This is a genomic window from Mesorhizobium sp. M1E.F.Ca.ET.041.01.1.1 (assembly GCF_003997355.1).
Lineage (GTDB): Bacteria > Pseudomonadota > Alphaproteobacteria > Rhizobiales > Rhizobiaceae > Mesorhizobium.
This window is the reverse complement of sequence record NZ_RZSL01000087.1, coordinates 1-16,217: the sequence shown is the minus strand read 5'-3', so window position 1 is coordinate 16,217 and position 16,217 is coordinate 1. Positions and strand designations below refer to the sequence as shown.

Genomic DNA, 16,217 nt, shown 5'->3' with positions numbered 1-16,217 from the left:
CTTACCGACCCACCCGAATCCCCCTCGTCCGAATGCGCCTTTCGCTATCTCTGTCGCGGCACGTCGTAGGCTTCGAGTTTCACGCCGCGGAAGACGCGGATTGTAGCGCGGGCTGGCGGCTCTGGCTGCACATATTTGACCACTTCCTTTACAACTTCTTGCGGTTGTGGTGCGGGCGCCACAGTGGGCTTCGCCTTGCTCAGCCGATCGATCTGGTCGCCGACCCGTTCCACTGCCTGGGCCAGCCCATTAAGCTTGTCATCGGCCCGCTTGCGCTCTTCCGCGGCTGAGGCCTCGGCGGCCTTCTGCCTCTCAAGTTCCGCCTGCCTCTTGGCAACGTCTTCCGGCGTGTCGCCGGTCAAATCCGAAAGCGTCACGCGCTCGGTCGCCTCGCCATTGCTGGCCGCGGCTTGGCGAAGCGCCAGCGATAGCTGCCCGGCGCCGGCGGCAAGGGTCAGCTTCTGCGCATCCTTGGTGCTGACTTCAACTGTAACTGCCTTCACGACAGTAGGGCTGTCCTTGCTTTCGTCCGCGACCTGGTCGACGGCGAGCACTTTGACGCTCTGCAACAGCACGTCGACGAAGCTCTTGTCGGGACCGTCGTTGCTGCGCACTGTGCGAGTTAAAAGTACATCGACACGATCGCCCGGGAAGACAAATCCTGCGACACCGAGTACATCGTTCACGCGAATGGAAACGGCTTTCATGCCTTCCGCCAGCACGGCTGAAAGCGTAGCCCGCTGGCCAGGTCCAGTAATCTTGGTGGCGAGCACGGGTTCATTGACGCCGATCGCCTGAAGCGCTTGCTTGGTTCCCTTACCGTCCTCCAGGAGGTCCTTTGCTGTCTTAAAGGCTCCAGCCGGAATCGCTCCTGCGGGCCATGGGATCTCACGCAGTTTGTCGGCGCTTAATGAATCGCCGAACTTCAGTGGCATCGCCGCCACCACCAACGTATCGCGGCTGACGTCTTCGGTCCGAGCCATGGCGCTGCGCTGATTGGCGAGCCAGATATTCGCGAGAACAACCGCCAGTACGCCAAACACACCGGCGAGAACGACCATTATAAGAGTATTTGCGCGCATGTAACGCCCCCGCCCATCCGAATTACTGTATTCCGCCCGGTAGTCCATCGGCGCCAAGGAAACAGTTATCGGCGCCGATGCGGAAGTTGTGACGCTACACTAGCGTCCTAATCATTTGCAGCCAGAGTTATGCAGCAGCCGCAAGTGACGTGCTAAGTGTCGTCCATTGGCCTACAACCCAGTTGCCGACTAACACTATCGTAGCGATAACAGCCACTGTGATGATGCCAAGTAGGATAGTGTATTCGACCATAGCGGCGCCACCTTCGTCTCCACAGAACTGCCGGGCCACAGTCATGAGCTTCTTCATGGCAATTTTCCCTTTTGACTCTGCACTATCCCGGTGGGGAGGCCCAAGCCTCAAGCGCTTAGGCCTCTCTTCCGCCGGAACCCAGATTATGCAGCCGCCGCAAGAGCCGTGTTCAGGGTCGTCCACCGTCCCACGACCCAGTTGCCGACAAGCACAATCGTGGCGATCACAGCCACGGTGATGATGCCAAGCAGAATCGTATATTCGACCATAGCAGCGCCGTTTTCGTCGTCGCGGAACTGCCGGGCCAACGTCATGAGCTTTTTCATGCGAATGTCTCCTAACTTTGGAGGTTGAACCCGACGAGACGAGCCAAGGATGAAATCCATACCCAAGCATCCCCCGTCACGTTCAATCCTAGGTCCGGCAAAAAAGCCAAGTCAAACGGATTAACGGTCCCTTAACCTTTCAATACTCGATCTGGAGCTCTTTCAATTTTGACAACAGCTTGATTCGCCTCGATTTTCAAGTGATCTTAACCATTCATTCATAATTCCGCCGCAGTCGCGCCGGCGCTTAATCATATTAGGAGTTATGCATAATTGTTTATATCTTGGGGGTTAGAGGTGTGGCAATCCGTGCGGGGACAAAGGTCCTAGGACTTTAGTCTGTAAGCCTGGAGTAAGGTGAAAATAAAACGATTTCCCGAAATTCGTTTCTTAACTATGTCGCAAGTAATATGTCCAGTGTGTCCTTCGGGCGCTTGTGCCCCTCGTGGTTAACGCTTAGTTTCGTTCCAGGGGAAACAGCAGGGGTTCAGCGACATGTTGGGTCGCTTCATCAAAGGGCAAAATGAACAGAAAGCGCCGCTGCCGGCGCCCGTGCCGGCGTTGAATGGGGCGGCGAGCGCTCCAGTTGCGCAAGCCGAAGCGCAGGACGATGACTTCCTCTCGTTGAAGGTCGAACTGCATCGCCATCTCATCGACCGGTTCAATCTGACGGCCCTTGAAAATGCGTCTAAAGACGAAATCCTGAATGAAATACGTCCGATCGTGCGCGAATTCGTGCGCGGGCGGAATGTTCCGCTGAACGCGCGTGAACTGGATCAACTGACCAGCGACACCGCCGATGAGATGCTGGGGCTCGGACCGATCGAGCCGCTGCTCAAGGACGATTCGATTGCCGACATCCTGATCAACACGCACAAGCACGTCTTTATTGAGCGGCGCGGCGTGCTTGAGGAGACGCCAATACGCTTCCGCGACGAGGCGCATCTGCTGCGCGTGGTGAATAAGATCGTCTCGAATATCGGCAGACGTGTCGATGAATCCTCACCCATGGTCGATGCGCGCCTCGATGACGGCTCGCGCGTCAATATCGCCGTACGGCCGATCTCGGTGGATGGCCCGCTGGTATCTATCCGCAAATTCTCAAAGCATCCGTATTCGCTGGAGCGTCTGATCGCGTTCAATTCAATCCGTCCGCCAATGGTAGATTTGCTGCGGATAGCCGTGCAGACGCGCAAATCGATTCTTGTCTCAGGGGGCACCGGCAGCGGCAAGACCACACTGCTGAACGCTCTGTCCAGCTATATCCCGGCCAAGGAGCGCCTGGTTACGATCGAAGACGCAGCTGAACTGCAGTTGCAGCAACCGCATGTCGGGCGTCTGGAGACGCGTCCGCCCAATGTCGAGGGCAAGGGCGAGGTGCGTCAGCGCGAGCTGGTCAAGAACGCATTGCGCATGCGTCCCGATCGCATCATCGTCGGCGAGGTTCGCGGCGAGGAAGCCTTCGACATGCTGCAGGCGATGAACACCGGCCATGAAGGCTCAATGACGACCATCCATGCCAACACGCCGCGCGATGCGATTTCGCGCATGGAACAGATGGTCGGTATGGCAGGCATGCCGATGACGAACGACTCCATTCGGTCGCAGATAGCCTCGGCTATCGACATCATCGTGCAGACGCAGCGTCTTTCCGACGGTGGGCGGCGTGTTGTCTCGATATCGGAACTGACCGGCATGGAAGGCAACGTCGTTCAGCTCCAGGAGATCTATCATTTCGTTCGCCGGGATGTCGGAGCGGACGGCACCATCATCGGAGATTTCCGGGCCACTGGCGTCCGCCCGCGTTTTGCTCAGGAAGCGGCGACCTTGGGCCACCATTTCGCCAAAGACGCGTTCAATCCCCAGGTTCCGCTCTGATGCCGACCGGTCAAACCCTTCTCTATTTTGTCTACGTTCTGGCAGCGGCATCGGTCATTCTTGCCGCGGAATCCTTCTACCTTTCGTTTGCCAGTCGGCGCGCGCGAGCAGGGGTCATCAACAGGCGCCTGCAGCGCCTGGGCGATGCCCCCGCGGAGCAAAGTCTGCAGAGCCTGCTTCAGGAACGTGGTCTTACGGCATCGGGCGACTTCATTTTTGGAGCGGTCGCTCTCAACCGGCTTTATACGCAGTCTGGTGTGACAGGTAACCCGTTGGCCTTCGCGGCGGTGTTTTTGCTCGCCGGACTTGTTCTGGCACTTATGTTGCCGCTGATCTTCGGTGTGGCCACATTCGTTGCCATCGCCATCTTTGTTTTAGTCGGAGTGGTGTTACCGCTTTTGGTCTTGCAGAGAGCGAGAAACAAACGAATACAGAAATTCGCGGGCCAACTTCCCGATGCACTCGATATGATTGTGCGTTCGCTGCGCGCCGGTCATCCGACGACGGTGGCTATTGCCTTGGTTGCCCGGGAGATGGCCGATCCGCTGGGGACCGAGTTCGGCATTGTCTCCGATGAGATCACATTCGGTCTGAGTCTCGAACAAGCAGTACGAAAGCTTTCGGAGAGGGTCGGGTTCGAGGGGCTGCACCTCCTGTCGGTATCGCTCTCCATCCAAGCCAAGACCGGCGGCAATCTCACCGAGATCCTTTCAAATTTAGCGTCAGTCTTGCGCGAACGCCGGAAGCTGCGGTTGAAAATAAGGGCTCTTTCCGCCGAGGGACGTATTTCGGCTTGGATCATCTCTCTTTTCCCGATCATCATGTTCGGCATTATGATGCTCATCTCTCCAAGTTTTTATGGGGATGTTTGGGGAAGTCCGATAATATTGCCTGTTTTCCTGATTTTTGGATTCTGGGCGCTATTGGGGGACTTCATCATGTACCGTATGGTCAATTTTGATTTCTGAGGAGTGTTAACAGACTTGCTGACAAGTATCGGGAATTCTCCAGTCTTGCTCTCAATTGCCGTATTTTTATCGGCAGCAGCAATTTTTCTGCTAGCCGCACTAATAATATTGCCGGTCATCCAGACAAGAAGAATGGTGTCGCAGGCTCTTCTCTCAGAGGGAATCGCAAACCGCCGGTCGCTCGGCGCGCAGCATGAACTTAACAGGATTTCTGCGCAGCGTCCCGTTGATGCTTATTTCCGTGCCCTGGAGAAGGAGCGCGGCGAGCCCAATGCATTGGAAGCGAAGCTGTTCCGGGCTGGATTCCATCAACCGAGCGCACCAGCTATATTTACGATCTCTCGTCTTGGCGCCGTATGCATTGGCTTTCTGGGAAGCTACGCCGTGCTTTCCATTCTTTTGCCGCCCCAATTGCCAAGCTTCCTCGCGTTCGCGGGTTCGGCTCTTCTCGGGCTCGGCTGCATCGTCATTCCCAGCATCATGCTCGATCGCTTTGAGAATGCGCAGAAGCAGGTCTATCGCCGTGGCTTTCCGGACTTCATGGATATGATGATCACCTGCGCCGACGCAGGTATGAGCCTGGAGGCCGCGGTTGAGCGGGTCGGTACCGAACTAGCCGGTACCCATAAATGGCTCGGTATCCAGCTTTCGATCATGAACTTGCAGCTTCGAGCCGGAAAACCATTGCGCGAGGCTCTGCGCGAATTGGCCGACCGGATCGGCCTCGAAGAGGCGAGGGCCCTGGCAGTGTTGTTCCGGCAATCAGAAGAACTCGGCACCAGCCTTACCGACGCTTTGCGCGTCTACAGTGACGAAATGCGTTCGCAGCGGATCCTGCGCGCCGAGGAGCTTGCCAATGCCTTGCCGGTCAAGATCATGATCCCCCTGGGATTATGCATTTTTCCGGTCGTCATGATGGTCGTCATGCTGCCGGTGATTATCCGCATGAAAGGCGTTTTCTTCTAGTTGAAGATATGCTTTGGTCCCAATATGGGTCGGGGGACTCACGGGGAAACTGTATGAAGAAGCTGATCGCCGCAGCCAGCCTGTTGATGATAGCGCTTGCCGGCTGTCAGACGAACGGGAAGGACACCTCCGGTGTTGTGCGCACAAACGAGCCGGCCAAAGGCGACTACACCGCTTTCGGCGATGCCTTCGATGGCCTGAAGACGGTCAGCGATGTCGACTACTATGCCTCTGACCAGGCCGTTGCCGAGGCCAAGACTCAATTTCGTTCCGAAAACTACGGCAATGCCGGCGCGCTATTCTACAAAGCGACGCGGCTGGCGCCGAATGACGGTGTTGCCTGGTTGGGCCTTGCCGCGTCTTGCGACCGCATCCGGCGCTTCGATTTGGCCGACATGGCCTATGGCCGAGCCTATCGGCTGCTTGGCGCGACGCCGGAATACTATAACAATGTCGGCTATTCCTATCTGCTGCGTGGCAAGCTGCAGGAGGCGCGCACCAACTTCCTCAAGGCTTATGAACTCGCGCCAAACGATCCGACCGTGGCCAACAATCTGAAGCTGCTGTCGTCCAGCGTCCAGAACATCGAGCGTTGAAATGGTTCTGGTTGCTTCCATAGTGCTGAAGCTGCTGGCCGCAGCCCTGCTCGCGCGGGTTGCCGTGATGGATTTCACCAAGCAGAAGATCACCAACAGCGACGTGCTGCTCTTGCTGTGTCTCGGTCTCGGATCGCTTCAACTGACTTCAGTGGCGTTCGGATCTTGGTGGAATATGGGCTTGAGCGCGATTGCGGCGTTGGTTCTGTTCCTTGCGCTTTTCCCGTTCTGGGCCATGCGCAAGCTTGGCGCCGGCGACGTCAAGCTTATGGCCGTGATGCCTTTTGTGATCGGCGGCAGCAGCCTGGCGGTGTTCTCCCTGCTGCTCCTGGTTTTTGCTTTGGTCACGGCATTGGCGGTCAAGAACCCATTTATGTTGCCGGCCGGTGCTTTTCGCGTCTACGTCCAGCATCTGGATCGGAAGGGCGTGGTGCCTTTTGGCGTTCCGATATCGGCAGCCGCGATCTGCACGATAGCGGCGCAGATTGCCTATGGCCTGAACGCGTTCGGATAGCCACTATATCGGCAATCAACCAAGCCGATTAACCCTTCGGAAACCATGAGCTTGCGCTAACGCTACCGAAGTGATTGGATCGTGTGGTTTTCGGCGGGGCGCCGCATGGATCTTTTAAACGTCAAAGCGCTTTTGATTGCGGCACTGATCTTTGTGCCGATCGAGCAGATTTTCGCCCTCCGCCCAAATCAGAAAATCTTGAGGAAGTTCTTCTTCAACGATCTTATATATGCCGTGTTCAATGACGTTCCGATAACCCTCGGCATTATTGGGATGGTTACTTTGGCAATGGGGACGGTGGGTTGGCTGGTTCCGAAATATGTTGGCAGTGCTGTGTCATCGCAGCCGCTTTGGCTCCAACTAATCGAAATCATTGTCATCGCAGATGTTGGCCTTTACTGGGCGCATCGCGCCTTTCACGCTGTCCCATTCCTATGGCGTTTCCATGCGATTCACCACAGCATCGAAGAGCTTGATTGGTTGGCAGGGCACAGGATACATCCTGTGGATCAAATTCTGACAAAAAGCGTGTCGCTGGTTCCGGTATTCCTGCTGGGCTTTAGCAACTCTGCAATCGCTCTGTTTGCGTTGATCTTTCAAGCTCATGCCCTGCTGCTGCATGCCAACGTCAGGCTGAACATCGGCCCAATTCGATGGCTGATCGCTTCGCCTCAGTTTCATCATTGGCATCATGCGAACGAGCGCGCTGCATATGACAAGAACTTTGCTGCTCAGTTGTCATTCATCGATAAGCTGTTTGGAACCATGTATCTGCCCGGCAAAGCCGTGCCGGAACGCTACGGCATCGATGATCCCATTCCGTCAACTTATGTCGAACAACTCGCCTATCCATTGATCCCAAAGGGCAAAATCAATGAATCTCCTGCTGCCAGCGACGCGTGATTTCATCGGCCGTGCGACTATGACAGTTTACTTCACGTTCTGGGTGACCTTGAAGACTGGAGCCCTTATTGCAGTCGTTGGCAGCGGAGAATGGACGCCAGCGCGGGCCATTGACATGACGGCGGACGTTGCCGCAATTGGATTCTTGGTGCTCATGCTTGCTACCACGGTAGCGCGCCTTGCTCCTGTGAAAACAGCCGGGGGCCTTGAACCTCGCATTGCGGCTCTTGTCGGATCTTTTGCCACAGCAACCTTAGTTGCTGTCCCGCGCGTTCAAGTATCTTCACACCTGCAACTGGTTGCCGACCTAGTCACTATCATCGGTTTCATTCTCTGCATCCTTTGTCTTTGCTGGCTCGGCAGGTCCTTTAGCATCATTGCCCAAGCTAGGCGGCTTGTAACGACTGGTCCCTACCGGATTGTGCGGCACCCGCTTTATGTCTGTGAAGCAATCGTGATGCTCGGGATTGTTCTGCGCAATCCTATTTGGCCGACGGTTGCAATCTGCGCCATCGCGCTTGCCTTCCAGTATCGACGGCTTGTCAATGAGGAGAAGGTCTTGCGAGCCGTTTTCCCTGAGTATGGTGACTATATTCGGCGCGTACCCATGCTCTTGCCGCGTTTTCCCGACACGGCGTTACTGATCTCTCGTTCGCGATAGTTTACTCGTAGCTTACGGCGGTAAAGAATTATGGGAGCGAAGAACTACCTCTATGCAACGGTGGTCACTATGTTGCTGTTTGCGATAGTGGATTTGCTTTGGCTGCCTCGTTCGAATGTCCGCGTATCACCGCTGAACTGGCCTGAAATTGCAGTGGTCGCTTTATGCCTTCTAGCCGCCGCCTTAGTGTCATGGATTTGTTCGCGACGCTTGCGAAAAGATGACTCGCGAATGGCTCAGTTTGTTCGCAGGGCGTCAGACTTCCTTCAAAGCCTGGCACTCGTCGCCGCGGCCTTTGTCCCAATGGTGATCAGCACCACGATTTTCATGTACATGGCAAGCGCAACTGAACGCCCTTTCGCCGATCCAACACTTGCGTCGATCGACATGTGGCTTGGCTTTGACTGGCAACAGTTTCTATATGCTACTAACAACAGAATTCTTGCTCCCGTGTTGAGCTTTGCCTACCACGCCCTCGGGCCGCAATTGCCGCTTGTGCTCTTGTTGCATGCAGCAGCTAGACGGAACGATAGGGCCTTGGAGTTCGTGGCGTTGCTTGCGGTTTCGTCAGTATTTACTGGAGTGGCCATGGCATTTATTCCGGCGGAAGGGGCCTACGCCTACTTCAAGCCGGCGGCAGATCAGTTCAGCCATTTCACAGCCAAGGCTGGCATGTGGCACTACGAAACGCTGACGGCATTGCGATCCGGCCAGCCGTTCGATCTGGTGATAATCAAAAGCGATGGCCTGGTTACATTTCCTTCGTACCACACAGCGCTCGGCATCATGATCATCAGTGCGCTTAGGTATTATCGCTGGCTGTTCTGGCCGGTAGGTTGTCTGAACGCTGTGATGATCGTAAGCACCCTTCCGGAGGGTGGGCATCATCTCATCGACGTGGTTGCCGGGGCAATGGTTGGCATTGCCTCGATTCTTGTCGTCAGGAAGATTGGTTCCTACGATCGAGGAAAAGCCTTCACTGCGCCAGCGGCAGTCCGGCTGCCTGGAGCATAGCATTCTTCATTCAGGGACGAACTATCCCGCGAAAGTGTGAAATCGTTCCGTTGGGAATTTGCGTCAACAAGCAAATGGAGCGGTTTGACGTTTCGTGAAACGATGAACCGCTCCTGCACTCGTTGACAAAACTCAAATCCTCGCCGTCTATTTCTGCACCAGCTTCAGCCGGCGCTTGGCCATGTCCATTGCTGGACCGGACTTTTCCTGATGACAGGCAGAGCCGGCGGCTCGCCGGACACAGCCGGTCTCGGCGCCTCAAACATCAGCCATTCGATGAGCGCGACGGCACCAGCCCCGACCGCGCCAGCAATAGCCACAATGAGAAGTCTCTTCAGAAAATCCACCGCCCCCGCCTGTAGTGAAATTCAAAACCCCGCCGTCTGCTTCTCCACCAGCTTGAGCTGGCCTTTCTCCACCTTGAAGAACGGCATCGATCTTTGGCTCGAGCCGTCGGCGCGGAAGCGGAACAGGCCGGTCGAGCCGCGGAAGCCGCTGGCATTCTCCAGCACCTGCTTGCTGAAGCCGTTCGGGCCGACCGAGCTCGCAATGCCGGCCGTCAGCGCCACCATGTCATAGGCATAGGCGACGTTGACGTCGGGCTGATAATTGTAGGTCGCCTTGAAACGGTCGGCGATCGGCCCGGTCTCGCTCTGGTCGAGCGTCGCGATATGGGCGCCTTCATAGAGCGGATCCACCGGATGCTCGAGCCAGCGGTTGGTGCCGATCAGGCTCACGGCCTTGCCCGGAATGCCTTTCGCCTTCAGCGCGCCCAGCACGGCGACAGGGCTGCCGTCGCCGCTGGCGACGACGACCGCATCGGGCGCCTCGACCAGCGAGCCCATGTCGGACACCACCTTGGCGCCGTCCGACGCCGAATAGGGAAGCGTCACGGCGAGCGTCGCGCCATAGATGCTGAGCGCGTTGGCGACCCTGGCCTCGATGGCGCCGGCATTGGCGCCGGCCGGCACCATCAGCACGAATTTCCTGGCGCCCTTGCCGGCGACGGCGGCCGCGCCCGCGGCCGCGCTGTCGGCCTCGCTGAGCCGCACCGAATAGACGCCGGGGCCGCCGGCGAAATTGTCGGCCAGCGCCAGCACGGGCGGCCGCGTCGTGCCGGAGAGCTTGGCAAGGTGCTGCGCCGCCGCAAGCTCGGCCGGCCCGATCACGACCTTCGCGCCGCCGGACGTGATCGCCTTCACCGCGAGCTCCTTGGCAAGGGAACTGTCGCCGCGCGTGTCCTCGATCGTCAGCGTCACCAGCTTGTCGCCGAGATCGGTCATCGCCAGCCGCGCGGCATCATACATCTTCCTGCCGTTCTCTCCCGTGCTTCCCGAGGCGGAGAGGGGCAAGAGCATGGTGATTTTGGTCGCGCCCGTGCCGAGCGTCAGATTGCCCTTCGGGGCGGAGGTCGCGGCGGTCGCGGCGGAACTGGCGGTCAATTGCGCGGGCGTCGTGGCGGTGCCGCCGGCCTGGCTGGCCGGCGCGACGATCGCCGAGGGATCGAGCACGTCCGATGCGCCGCTCTTCGATTGGCAGCCGGAGATGGCCGCGACGGCGACAAGCGCGAGCGCCAAGGCTGGCAGAGGATACCGTCGGAAATGCCCCATGGCGCCGGCACGCGCCGCGGCCTGCGCCGGGCGCGCGAAGGCGGCTGCCTCCGACAAGTCTCTCATGGCTATCATCGCAGCCGATCGGCGCAGCGTTCGCCCGTCAGCTCAATGCATGTATTCGACCATGCGGTCGTGGAAGCACTCGCATTTGTTGAGCGTATCTTCGTCCTTATAGTTCGTCTTGAGATAGCCATAGGCCATGCCGCAGGCGACCTTGGCTTCCGAAGCCCAGACGAAGGCGGGGCGCGACGAGTTGATCCATTCCGGGCTGTTGGCGACGGCGATGGATTCGTCCATCAGCTTCACAACATGGTCCTTGAGCTCGACCATGTTGTCGGTCAGCACCAGGTCCGACGTGCCCACGGTGCGGCAATAGTTCACCGCCGGCTCGCCGATGATGTCGGCGGCAAAGCCCGTCGATCCAGCCAACAGCAGCGCCGTGGCCGAAGCCAGAAGTCTTGCACCACGCTTCATGTTACCTTGCCCTCCAAATCCCGAATTATCGCCCACTAATAAGCCAATGATAGCATAGCTTCTAGACTGGGCGCTGTGTCGGTCAAGCCACAGTCGTCGTCTGTGTGTGCAGCCCATCATCGTAGAGTAAGGTGATCGTGTTGGCTGCCGGATGGTTCTGCAGCGTCGCTACTTCCACGAAGTTGGCGCCGCCGGTCGCTCCATTGGCATCGACGCTCAGCGCGCCTGTGCCAGCATCGTATTTCACGAAATCGGCGATGTTGCCGCCGTTGGTCTCGAATAGTGCTGTGAGGTCGATTTTGTCGCCTTGGCCGCCGACGCCGCTGTAGTCGGTGATCAGATCGCTGATGTCGAGATGATCGAGCCGGAACGTGTCGGCGCCCGCGCCGCCGGTGAGCGTGTCATGGCCCAAGCCGCCGATCAGCAGGTCGTTGCCGCTGCCGCCATTCAGTGTATCGGCGCCGCCGCCGCCCGACAGAAGGCTGCCGGTGTTGTTTGCGGTCAAAGTGTCGGCGAAAGCCGAGCCGATCGCGTTCTCGAAGTTGCTGATCGTATCGCCGAGCGCTCCGGCTCCGCCAACGAGCTGCGTCAGCAGGTTGATGGTCACGCCGGCGGTGGCGTGGCTGTAGTCGACTGTGTCGCCCAGGCCGGTTCCACCATTGAGCGTGTCTGCGCCCGCGCTTGTTCCAATGACTTCTCCGGTCGTGTTGAGACCCGTCAATTGATACCCGTTGCCGGAATGCGTTCCGACCAGCGTCACGGACAGATTGTCAGTGCTGGTGATGCTGTCGCCATCGTGATCGGTGATGCCGAGCGAGAAGTTGAGCGTGGTATCGCTGACGACGGTCTGCGAGTTGTAGGTCAGCGACAGAATGACGAGCTTGGGATCCTCACCATTGACGCTCGAGATGTTCTTCACGTCCGCTTCGCCGAAATCAAAGAATGCCCCGCTACTCGATCCGTTGGTTCCCCAATGGGCCGCGTCGATAATCAGCGGCGTGCCGTCCGCCTGGGTCACATTCCAGGTGGCGGAGGTGGTATGCGTCGAATCCCAGATGGTCACCTGGAGATGTTCAAACGCATCGTTCCCGCTTTTGCCGATAGCCATCGAGACACTGCTCTGAAGGATTGCGAACCTGAACGTCAATGTCTCGTTTGTGTCCAGGTTGCCGTTGCCGATGCCCAGGCCGTTGTTGTTCATATAGACATTGTCGTTGACGTTTGATGCGTTGAAGCCATCGATAAGGACATCGTAGCCGCTGCTTGGAACCGCACCGTTCCCGAAGCTGCCGACATTGTTGACGATTGTCGCATAGTTGCCGTTGCCCGGATGGACCCCCGTTATGTCGAACGTATTGGTCGATTGCAGGCTGTTCGTCACGAGATGGAAGTCGTAAGTGCCGTCGGCCGCAGCGGTCAGCGTGAAGAATTCATTCGTACCATTAGCGGCTTGCGCGTCCGCGAGGTTCGTGTAGGCGAACATCTCGGATGTGTGCATAGCCGGATCATAATGCGTGTACTCGTAGAACGTATAGAGGAGGGTGGTGCCGCTCTTCACGTCCACCTGCGTGACTGCATCACCGCCCGCATTGGTGCCCTGGGCGGTGGAAGTGTAGGTGAGCCCGCTCGGCGCCGTTCCCATTGCCAGGCTGATCGCCGAAGTGGCGCTCGCCCCATCAGCTCCGAAGGACGGCTGCCATGTGCCGTGAACGTCGGTGTTGCTGACGCTCGGCATGATCGCGTCCTGGATGTTGCTGATCGTCGGCGTGTCGTCGTTGACGTTGATCGCCAGCGATCCGGTCGCGGTGTCGCCGTCGCCGTCGGTGGTGACGTAGTTGACGCTGAAGGCAACGTTGTTTTCGTCCAGCCCGGCCGGATGGTCGATCGCGTGCAGCTGCGTGACCGTGTAGTTGCCTGAGCTGGTATCGGCGAGCTGGATCAGCAGGACCGCCGTGGCGCCCTGGCTGATGGTCAGCGTTTGGCCGCCATTGGTCACCTGCGCTGTGAAGCCCGAAGGCAGCACGATGCCGGTTGCAGTGAGCAGCGTCGTGCCGGCGCTGTCCGCGCCATAGTTGTGCGCAAGCGTTCCGGTGGTGTTGGCGGTGTCGGGATTGACATCGCCCGTGCCACCCGCATTGCCGCCGGCCAGCGCGTCGTCATCCAGCTGGACGGCATTGTTGGCGGACACGGACGGCACGTCGTCGACGATGTCGACCAGGATGGTGCCTGTGGTCGTGTTGCCGTGGGCGTCGGTCACCGTATAGGTGAAGCTGTCCTTGTCCTGCTCGGTGGTGATGCCGTTGTTGGCGGTCGCGCCGTCATAGGTCTGGGTCAGCGTGTAGGTGTAGGTGCCGTCGGCGTTGAGCACCAGATTGCCGTAGCTGCCGGCAGCCGGCGAGGTCAGCGTATAGGTATACGGGCCCGTGCCGCCGGCTGGCGTGATGGCGCCGTTGAAGATCTCGCTGTTGCCGGCCGCTTCGCTGCCCGTGGCCAGGCCCTTCTCATAGACCAGCGCGTCGGTGTCGGAGGCCGTCACGGTGACGTTGTTGACGTTGATGTCCAGCGTTACCGTCGAGGTGTCGCCGTCGCCGTCGGTGATGGTGTAGACGAAGTGGTCGACCGCGTTGGCGGTCACCGCGTCGGGATTGGCCGTGTAGGTGTAGGTGCCGTTGGCGTTGAGCACCAGCGTGCCGTACTGGCCGGCGATGCCGGCGCCGCCGAGGTTGCCGCTGACCGGGTTGGAGACGTTCGAGCCGGTGGCCACGCCCGTCACCGCGCCGCCGGGCGCGGCACCGTCGGCGCCGAGCACGTCCGGCGTGCCGTCGCTCAGCACATTGCCCGAGACCTGCGCGCCTTCGGTGACGCTGTTGGTGTCGGCATGCGCCGTCGGCACGTCGTCGACGATGTCGACGGAGAGCGTGCCGCTGGCGCTCTGGCCGTCCAGGTCGGTCAGCGTGACGTCGAAATTCTCGAACAGGCTGTTGGTGTCCTGACCGGCGGCATGCGCTTCGTTGTCGGCGAGCGTGTAGGTGTAGCTCACCTCGCCGGTGGCCGCATTGTAGGCCGTCACCTCCAGCGTGTTGCCGAGCGCCGTCGTGAAGGAGCCGGCGGTGAACACGCCATTGATGATGAAGTCGTGTCCGCCGATGTTCAGCGAAGCGATGCCGTCAGGCGAGTGGATGGTGAAGGTGCCGCCCTGGGTGGTGCTTTCCTTCGAGGCGTCCGAGCCGGCCGATTCGCCCGAGCCGCGGCTGGCCAGGAGGTCGTCTTCGTTGACTGTGACGTCGCCGCCATTGGCCTCCGGCGTCAGGTCGGTGATCTCGGGCGTCGAGTTGCCGATCGCGATCGTCAACGTGGTGTGCGAGGTGTCGCCGTCGCCGTCCTTGATCGTATAGGTGAAGACGTCGTTGACGCCGCCGGGCGTGTTGGCGTCGCGCACATAGGTGTAGCTGCCGTCGGCGTGGAGCGTCAGCTTGCCGTAGGCGCCCTGGATCTGCACGCCTAGGGTGCTCGTGTCGTCCAGATCGACATTGGTCGTGCCCTTGGCGACCCCAACCACCGTCGCGCCGTCGGCGCCCTGGGTGTCGGCGACGCCGTCCGTCGTGTTGGCATCGCCCGCGTCGGTGCCGCCAACCAGCACGTTGCCGGTCGCCGGGCCGAACTGTCCGGCCGCGAGGCTGTCGGTGTCGGCGATCGCCGTCGGCACGTCGTCTATGATGGCGACGGCAAAGGTGGTGCTGGCCGTATCGCCGTCGGAATCCGTGACGGTGATGCTGAAATTGTCCGGAACCGTGTCGTTGGGATCATACCCGTCCGTATGTTCGGGGTGGGTGACCGATTCGGTCACCGTGTAGTTGTATTCGACGACGCCGGTGTTCGGATCGAAGGAGACGATCGTGATGTAGCCGAACTGGCCCTGGATCTGCTGGCCGGTGCCGGTGACGGTGACGCCGTTGATGACGATCGATCCGATGCCATCCGGCGCGTCGATGGTGATCGTTCCGGTGCTGGATGTTTCCGAATTGCTCGGCGCGTCGCTGCCCGGCGATTGTGACGGGCCGCCGTTCAAGCCGGTCTCGCTGGCCGCCTCGTCCGGGCTGAGCAATGACGTGGCTACGACTGAAATGCCTTTGTCGAGAACGGAGGGAAAGAGCTCGCGCCGGTCGAGCAGCCCGAACTGCAATGCGGTCGGCGGCAGCAGCGCGGTCAGGTCGAAGCCGTCACCGATGCCGCCAGGAGGAACCGAGAAGTTTCCGCCGGCGCTGCCTGGCGCATTTCCGCCGGCCGAGATCGAGCCGTCGGCGCCGAAAGCGACATCGACATGGCTGGATTCAAGGGCGGCGATCAGGGCAACGCGCGGCACCTCGACGTCGCCGATGATGAAGGTCGGCACGTTCAGCGCGCCGTCCTTGATGACGATCTCGGATCCGTCGGGCTGCACCAGAACCAGATTGTGCCCGTCGACCTTGATGTTGTCGATCGAGATATTGGCCGGAAGCTTCACGACATTGCCGGCCTCGGCATGATATTCATGCGGGACATTCGAGGCCGCTGCGTTCGCGGCCGGCGCGTTGCCGGCAGGAGCATTGGAGGCAGGAGCGTCGGCGTCCGCCGCCGGCTTGTCTGCCGCTTGTGCGTTCTGTGCGTTGCCCGCGCCCTGCGCCGGCGCGCCATTGCCCACATCGACCGGCACCGGCTCACCCGCGGCCTGGCCGCCGGCGGCCTGGGCGACTTGCACGCCCGCCGTGACCGGATGTTCGCCAACAGTCGAGTGCTCGTCCCGGGAATCGGAAACGGCGTCGAATTCGATACTGGTCGTCATAGCTCAAGCCCCCTTCGGCATTTCCCGGAAAGAGACATGCGAGGCTCGATCTTTGCAACAGACCTTCAACCTATTTCATATACTTGAATATGTAGAGATCTGCATTTTTTACACTTGGTAAATCGGCAACATATATCCAATTATGTG

14 protein-coding genes are annotated in these 16,217 nt (G+C 59.3%); 8 read left to right on the top strand and 6 right to left on the bottom strand.

All coding sequences use genetic code 11. From position 1 onward, the window contains the following. Window positions 1-44 precede the first annotated feature (44 nt). From cpaB to EOA38_RS10300, 3 genes are all read right to left on the bottom strand, one after another. Window positions 45-1,082, bottom strand: coding sequence for a Flp pilus assembly protein CpaB (cpaB, locus tag EOA38_RS10310; RefSeq protein ID WP_127299126.1), 1,038 nt, complete (start codon window positions 1,080-1,082; stop codon window positions 45-47). A 127-nt stretch (window positions 1,083-1,209) separates the two neighbouring features. After that, window positions 1,210-1,392 carry a Flp family type IVb pilin gene (locus tag EOA38_RS10305; RefSeq protein ID WP_127299125.1) on the bottom strand — a complete coding sequence of 61 codons (183 nt, stop codon included), beginning with the start codon at window positions 1,390-1,392 and terminating at the stop codon, window positions 1,210-1,212. Window positions 1,393-1,478: 86 nt separating this feature from the next. Then, complete coding sequence (locus EOA38_RS10300) at window positions 1,479-1,661, bottom strand: Flp family type IVb pilin (RefSeq protein ID WP_127299124.1); 183 nt, start codon at window positions 1,659-1,661, stop codon at window positions 1,479-1,481. Window positions 1,662-2,156: 495 nt separating this feature from the next. Between EOA38_RS10300 and EOA38_RS10295 the strand changes: the two genes are divergently transcribed. The 8 genes from EOA38_RS10295 (at window position 2,157) to EOA38_RS10260 (ending at window position 9,161) form a co-directional block, all read left to right on the top strand. Continuing rightward, complete coding sequence (locus tag EOA38_RS10295) at window positions 2,157-3,539, top strand: CpaF family protein (protein ID WP_127299123.1); 1,383 nt, start codon at window positions 2,157-2,159, stop codon at window positions 3,537-3,539. Then, on the top strand, window positions 3,539-4,507 hold the full coding sequence (locus tag EOA38_RS10290) for a type II secretion system F family protein (protein WP_127299122.1): 969 nt from the start codon (window positions 3,539-3,541) through the stop codon (window positions 4,505-4,507). Before EOA38_RS10295 ends, EOA38_RS10290 begins: the two co-directional genes overlap by 1 nt. Window positions 4,508-4,522: 15 nt before the next feature. Beyond that, a complete protein-coding gene (locus EOA38_RS10285; protein ID WP_127299121.1) occupies window positions 4,523-5,473 on the top strand; it encodes a type II secretion system F family protein in 951 nt (316 codons plus the stop codon). A gap of 53 nt (window positions 5,474-5,526) precedes the next feature. Continuing rightward, a complete protein-coding gene (locus EOA38_RS10280) occupies window positions 5,527-6,069 on the top strand; it encodes a tetratricopeptide repeat protein (RefSeq protein ID WP_127299120.1) in 543 nt (180 codons plus the stop codon). Window position 6,070: 1 nt separating this feature from the next. Further along, complete coding sequence (locus EOA38_RS10275) at window positions 6,071-6,583, top strand: prepilin peptidase (RefSeq protein ID WP_127299119.1); 513 nt, start codon at window positions 6,071-6,073, stop codon at window positions 6,581-6,583. Window positions 6,584-6,688: 105 nt separating this feature from the next. Beyond that, complete coding sequence (locus EOA38_RS10270) at window positions 6,689-7,486, top strand: sterol desaturase family protein (RefSeq protein ID WP_127299118.1); 798 nt, start codon at window positions 6,689-6,691, stop codon at window positions 7,484-7,486. Continuing rightward, a complete protein-coding gene (locus tag EOA38_RS10265; RefSeq protein WP_145965943.1) occupies window positions 7,458-8,147 on the top strand; it encodes an isoprenylcysteine carboxylmethyltransferase family protein in 690 nt (229 codons plus the stop codon). Before EOA38_RS10270 ends, EOA38_RS10265 begins: the two co-directional genes overlap by 29 nt. Before the next feature lie 30 nt (window positions 8,148-8,177). Next, window positions 8,178-9,161, top strand: a complete 984-nt coding sequence (locus tag EOA38_RS10260) for a phosphatase PAP2 family protein (RefSeq protein ID WP_127299117.1) — start codon at window positions 8,178-8,180, stop codon at window positions 9,159-9,161. A gap of 368 nt (window positions 9,162-9,529) precedes the next feature. On the opposite strand, the gene EOA38_RS10255 is transcribed toward EOA38_RS10260, so the two are convergent. From EOA38_RS10255 to EOA38_RS10245, 3 genes are all read right to left on the bottom strand, one after another. Then, complete coding sequence (locus tag EOA38_RS10255; protein ID WP_348627515.1) at window positions 9,530-10,837, bottom strand: ABC transporter substrate-binding protein; 1,308 nt, start codon at window positions 10,835-10,837, stop codon at window positions 9,530-9,532. A 42-nt stretch (window positions 10,838-10,879) separates the two neighbouring features. After that, on the bottom strand, window positions 10,880-11,248 hold the full coding sequence (locus EOA38_RS10250) for a hypothetical protein (RefSeq protein ID WP_127299116.1): 369 nt from the start codon (window positions 11,246-11,248) through the stop codon (window positions 10,880-10,882). An 82-nt stretch (window positions 11,249-11,330) separates the two neighbouring features. Then, window positions 11,331-16,070, bottom strand: a complete 4,740-nt coding sequence (locus EOA38_RS10245) for an Ig-like domain-containing protein (RefSeq protein WP_127299115.1) — start codon at window positions 16,068-16,070, stop codon at window positions 11,331-11,333. Window positions 16,071-16,217 lie beyond the last annotated feature (147 nt).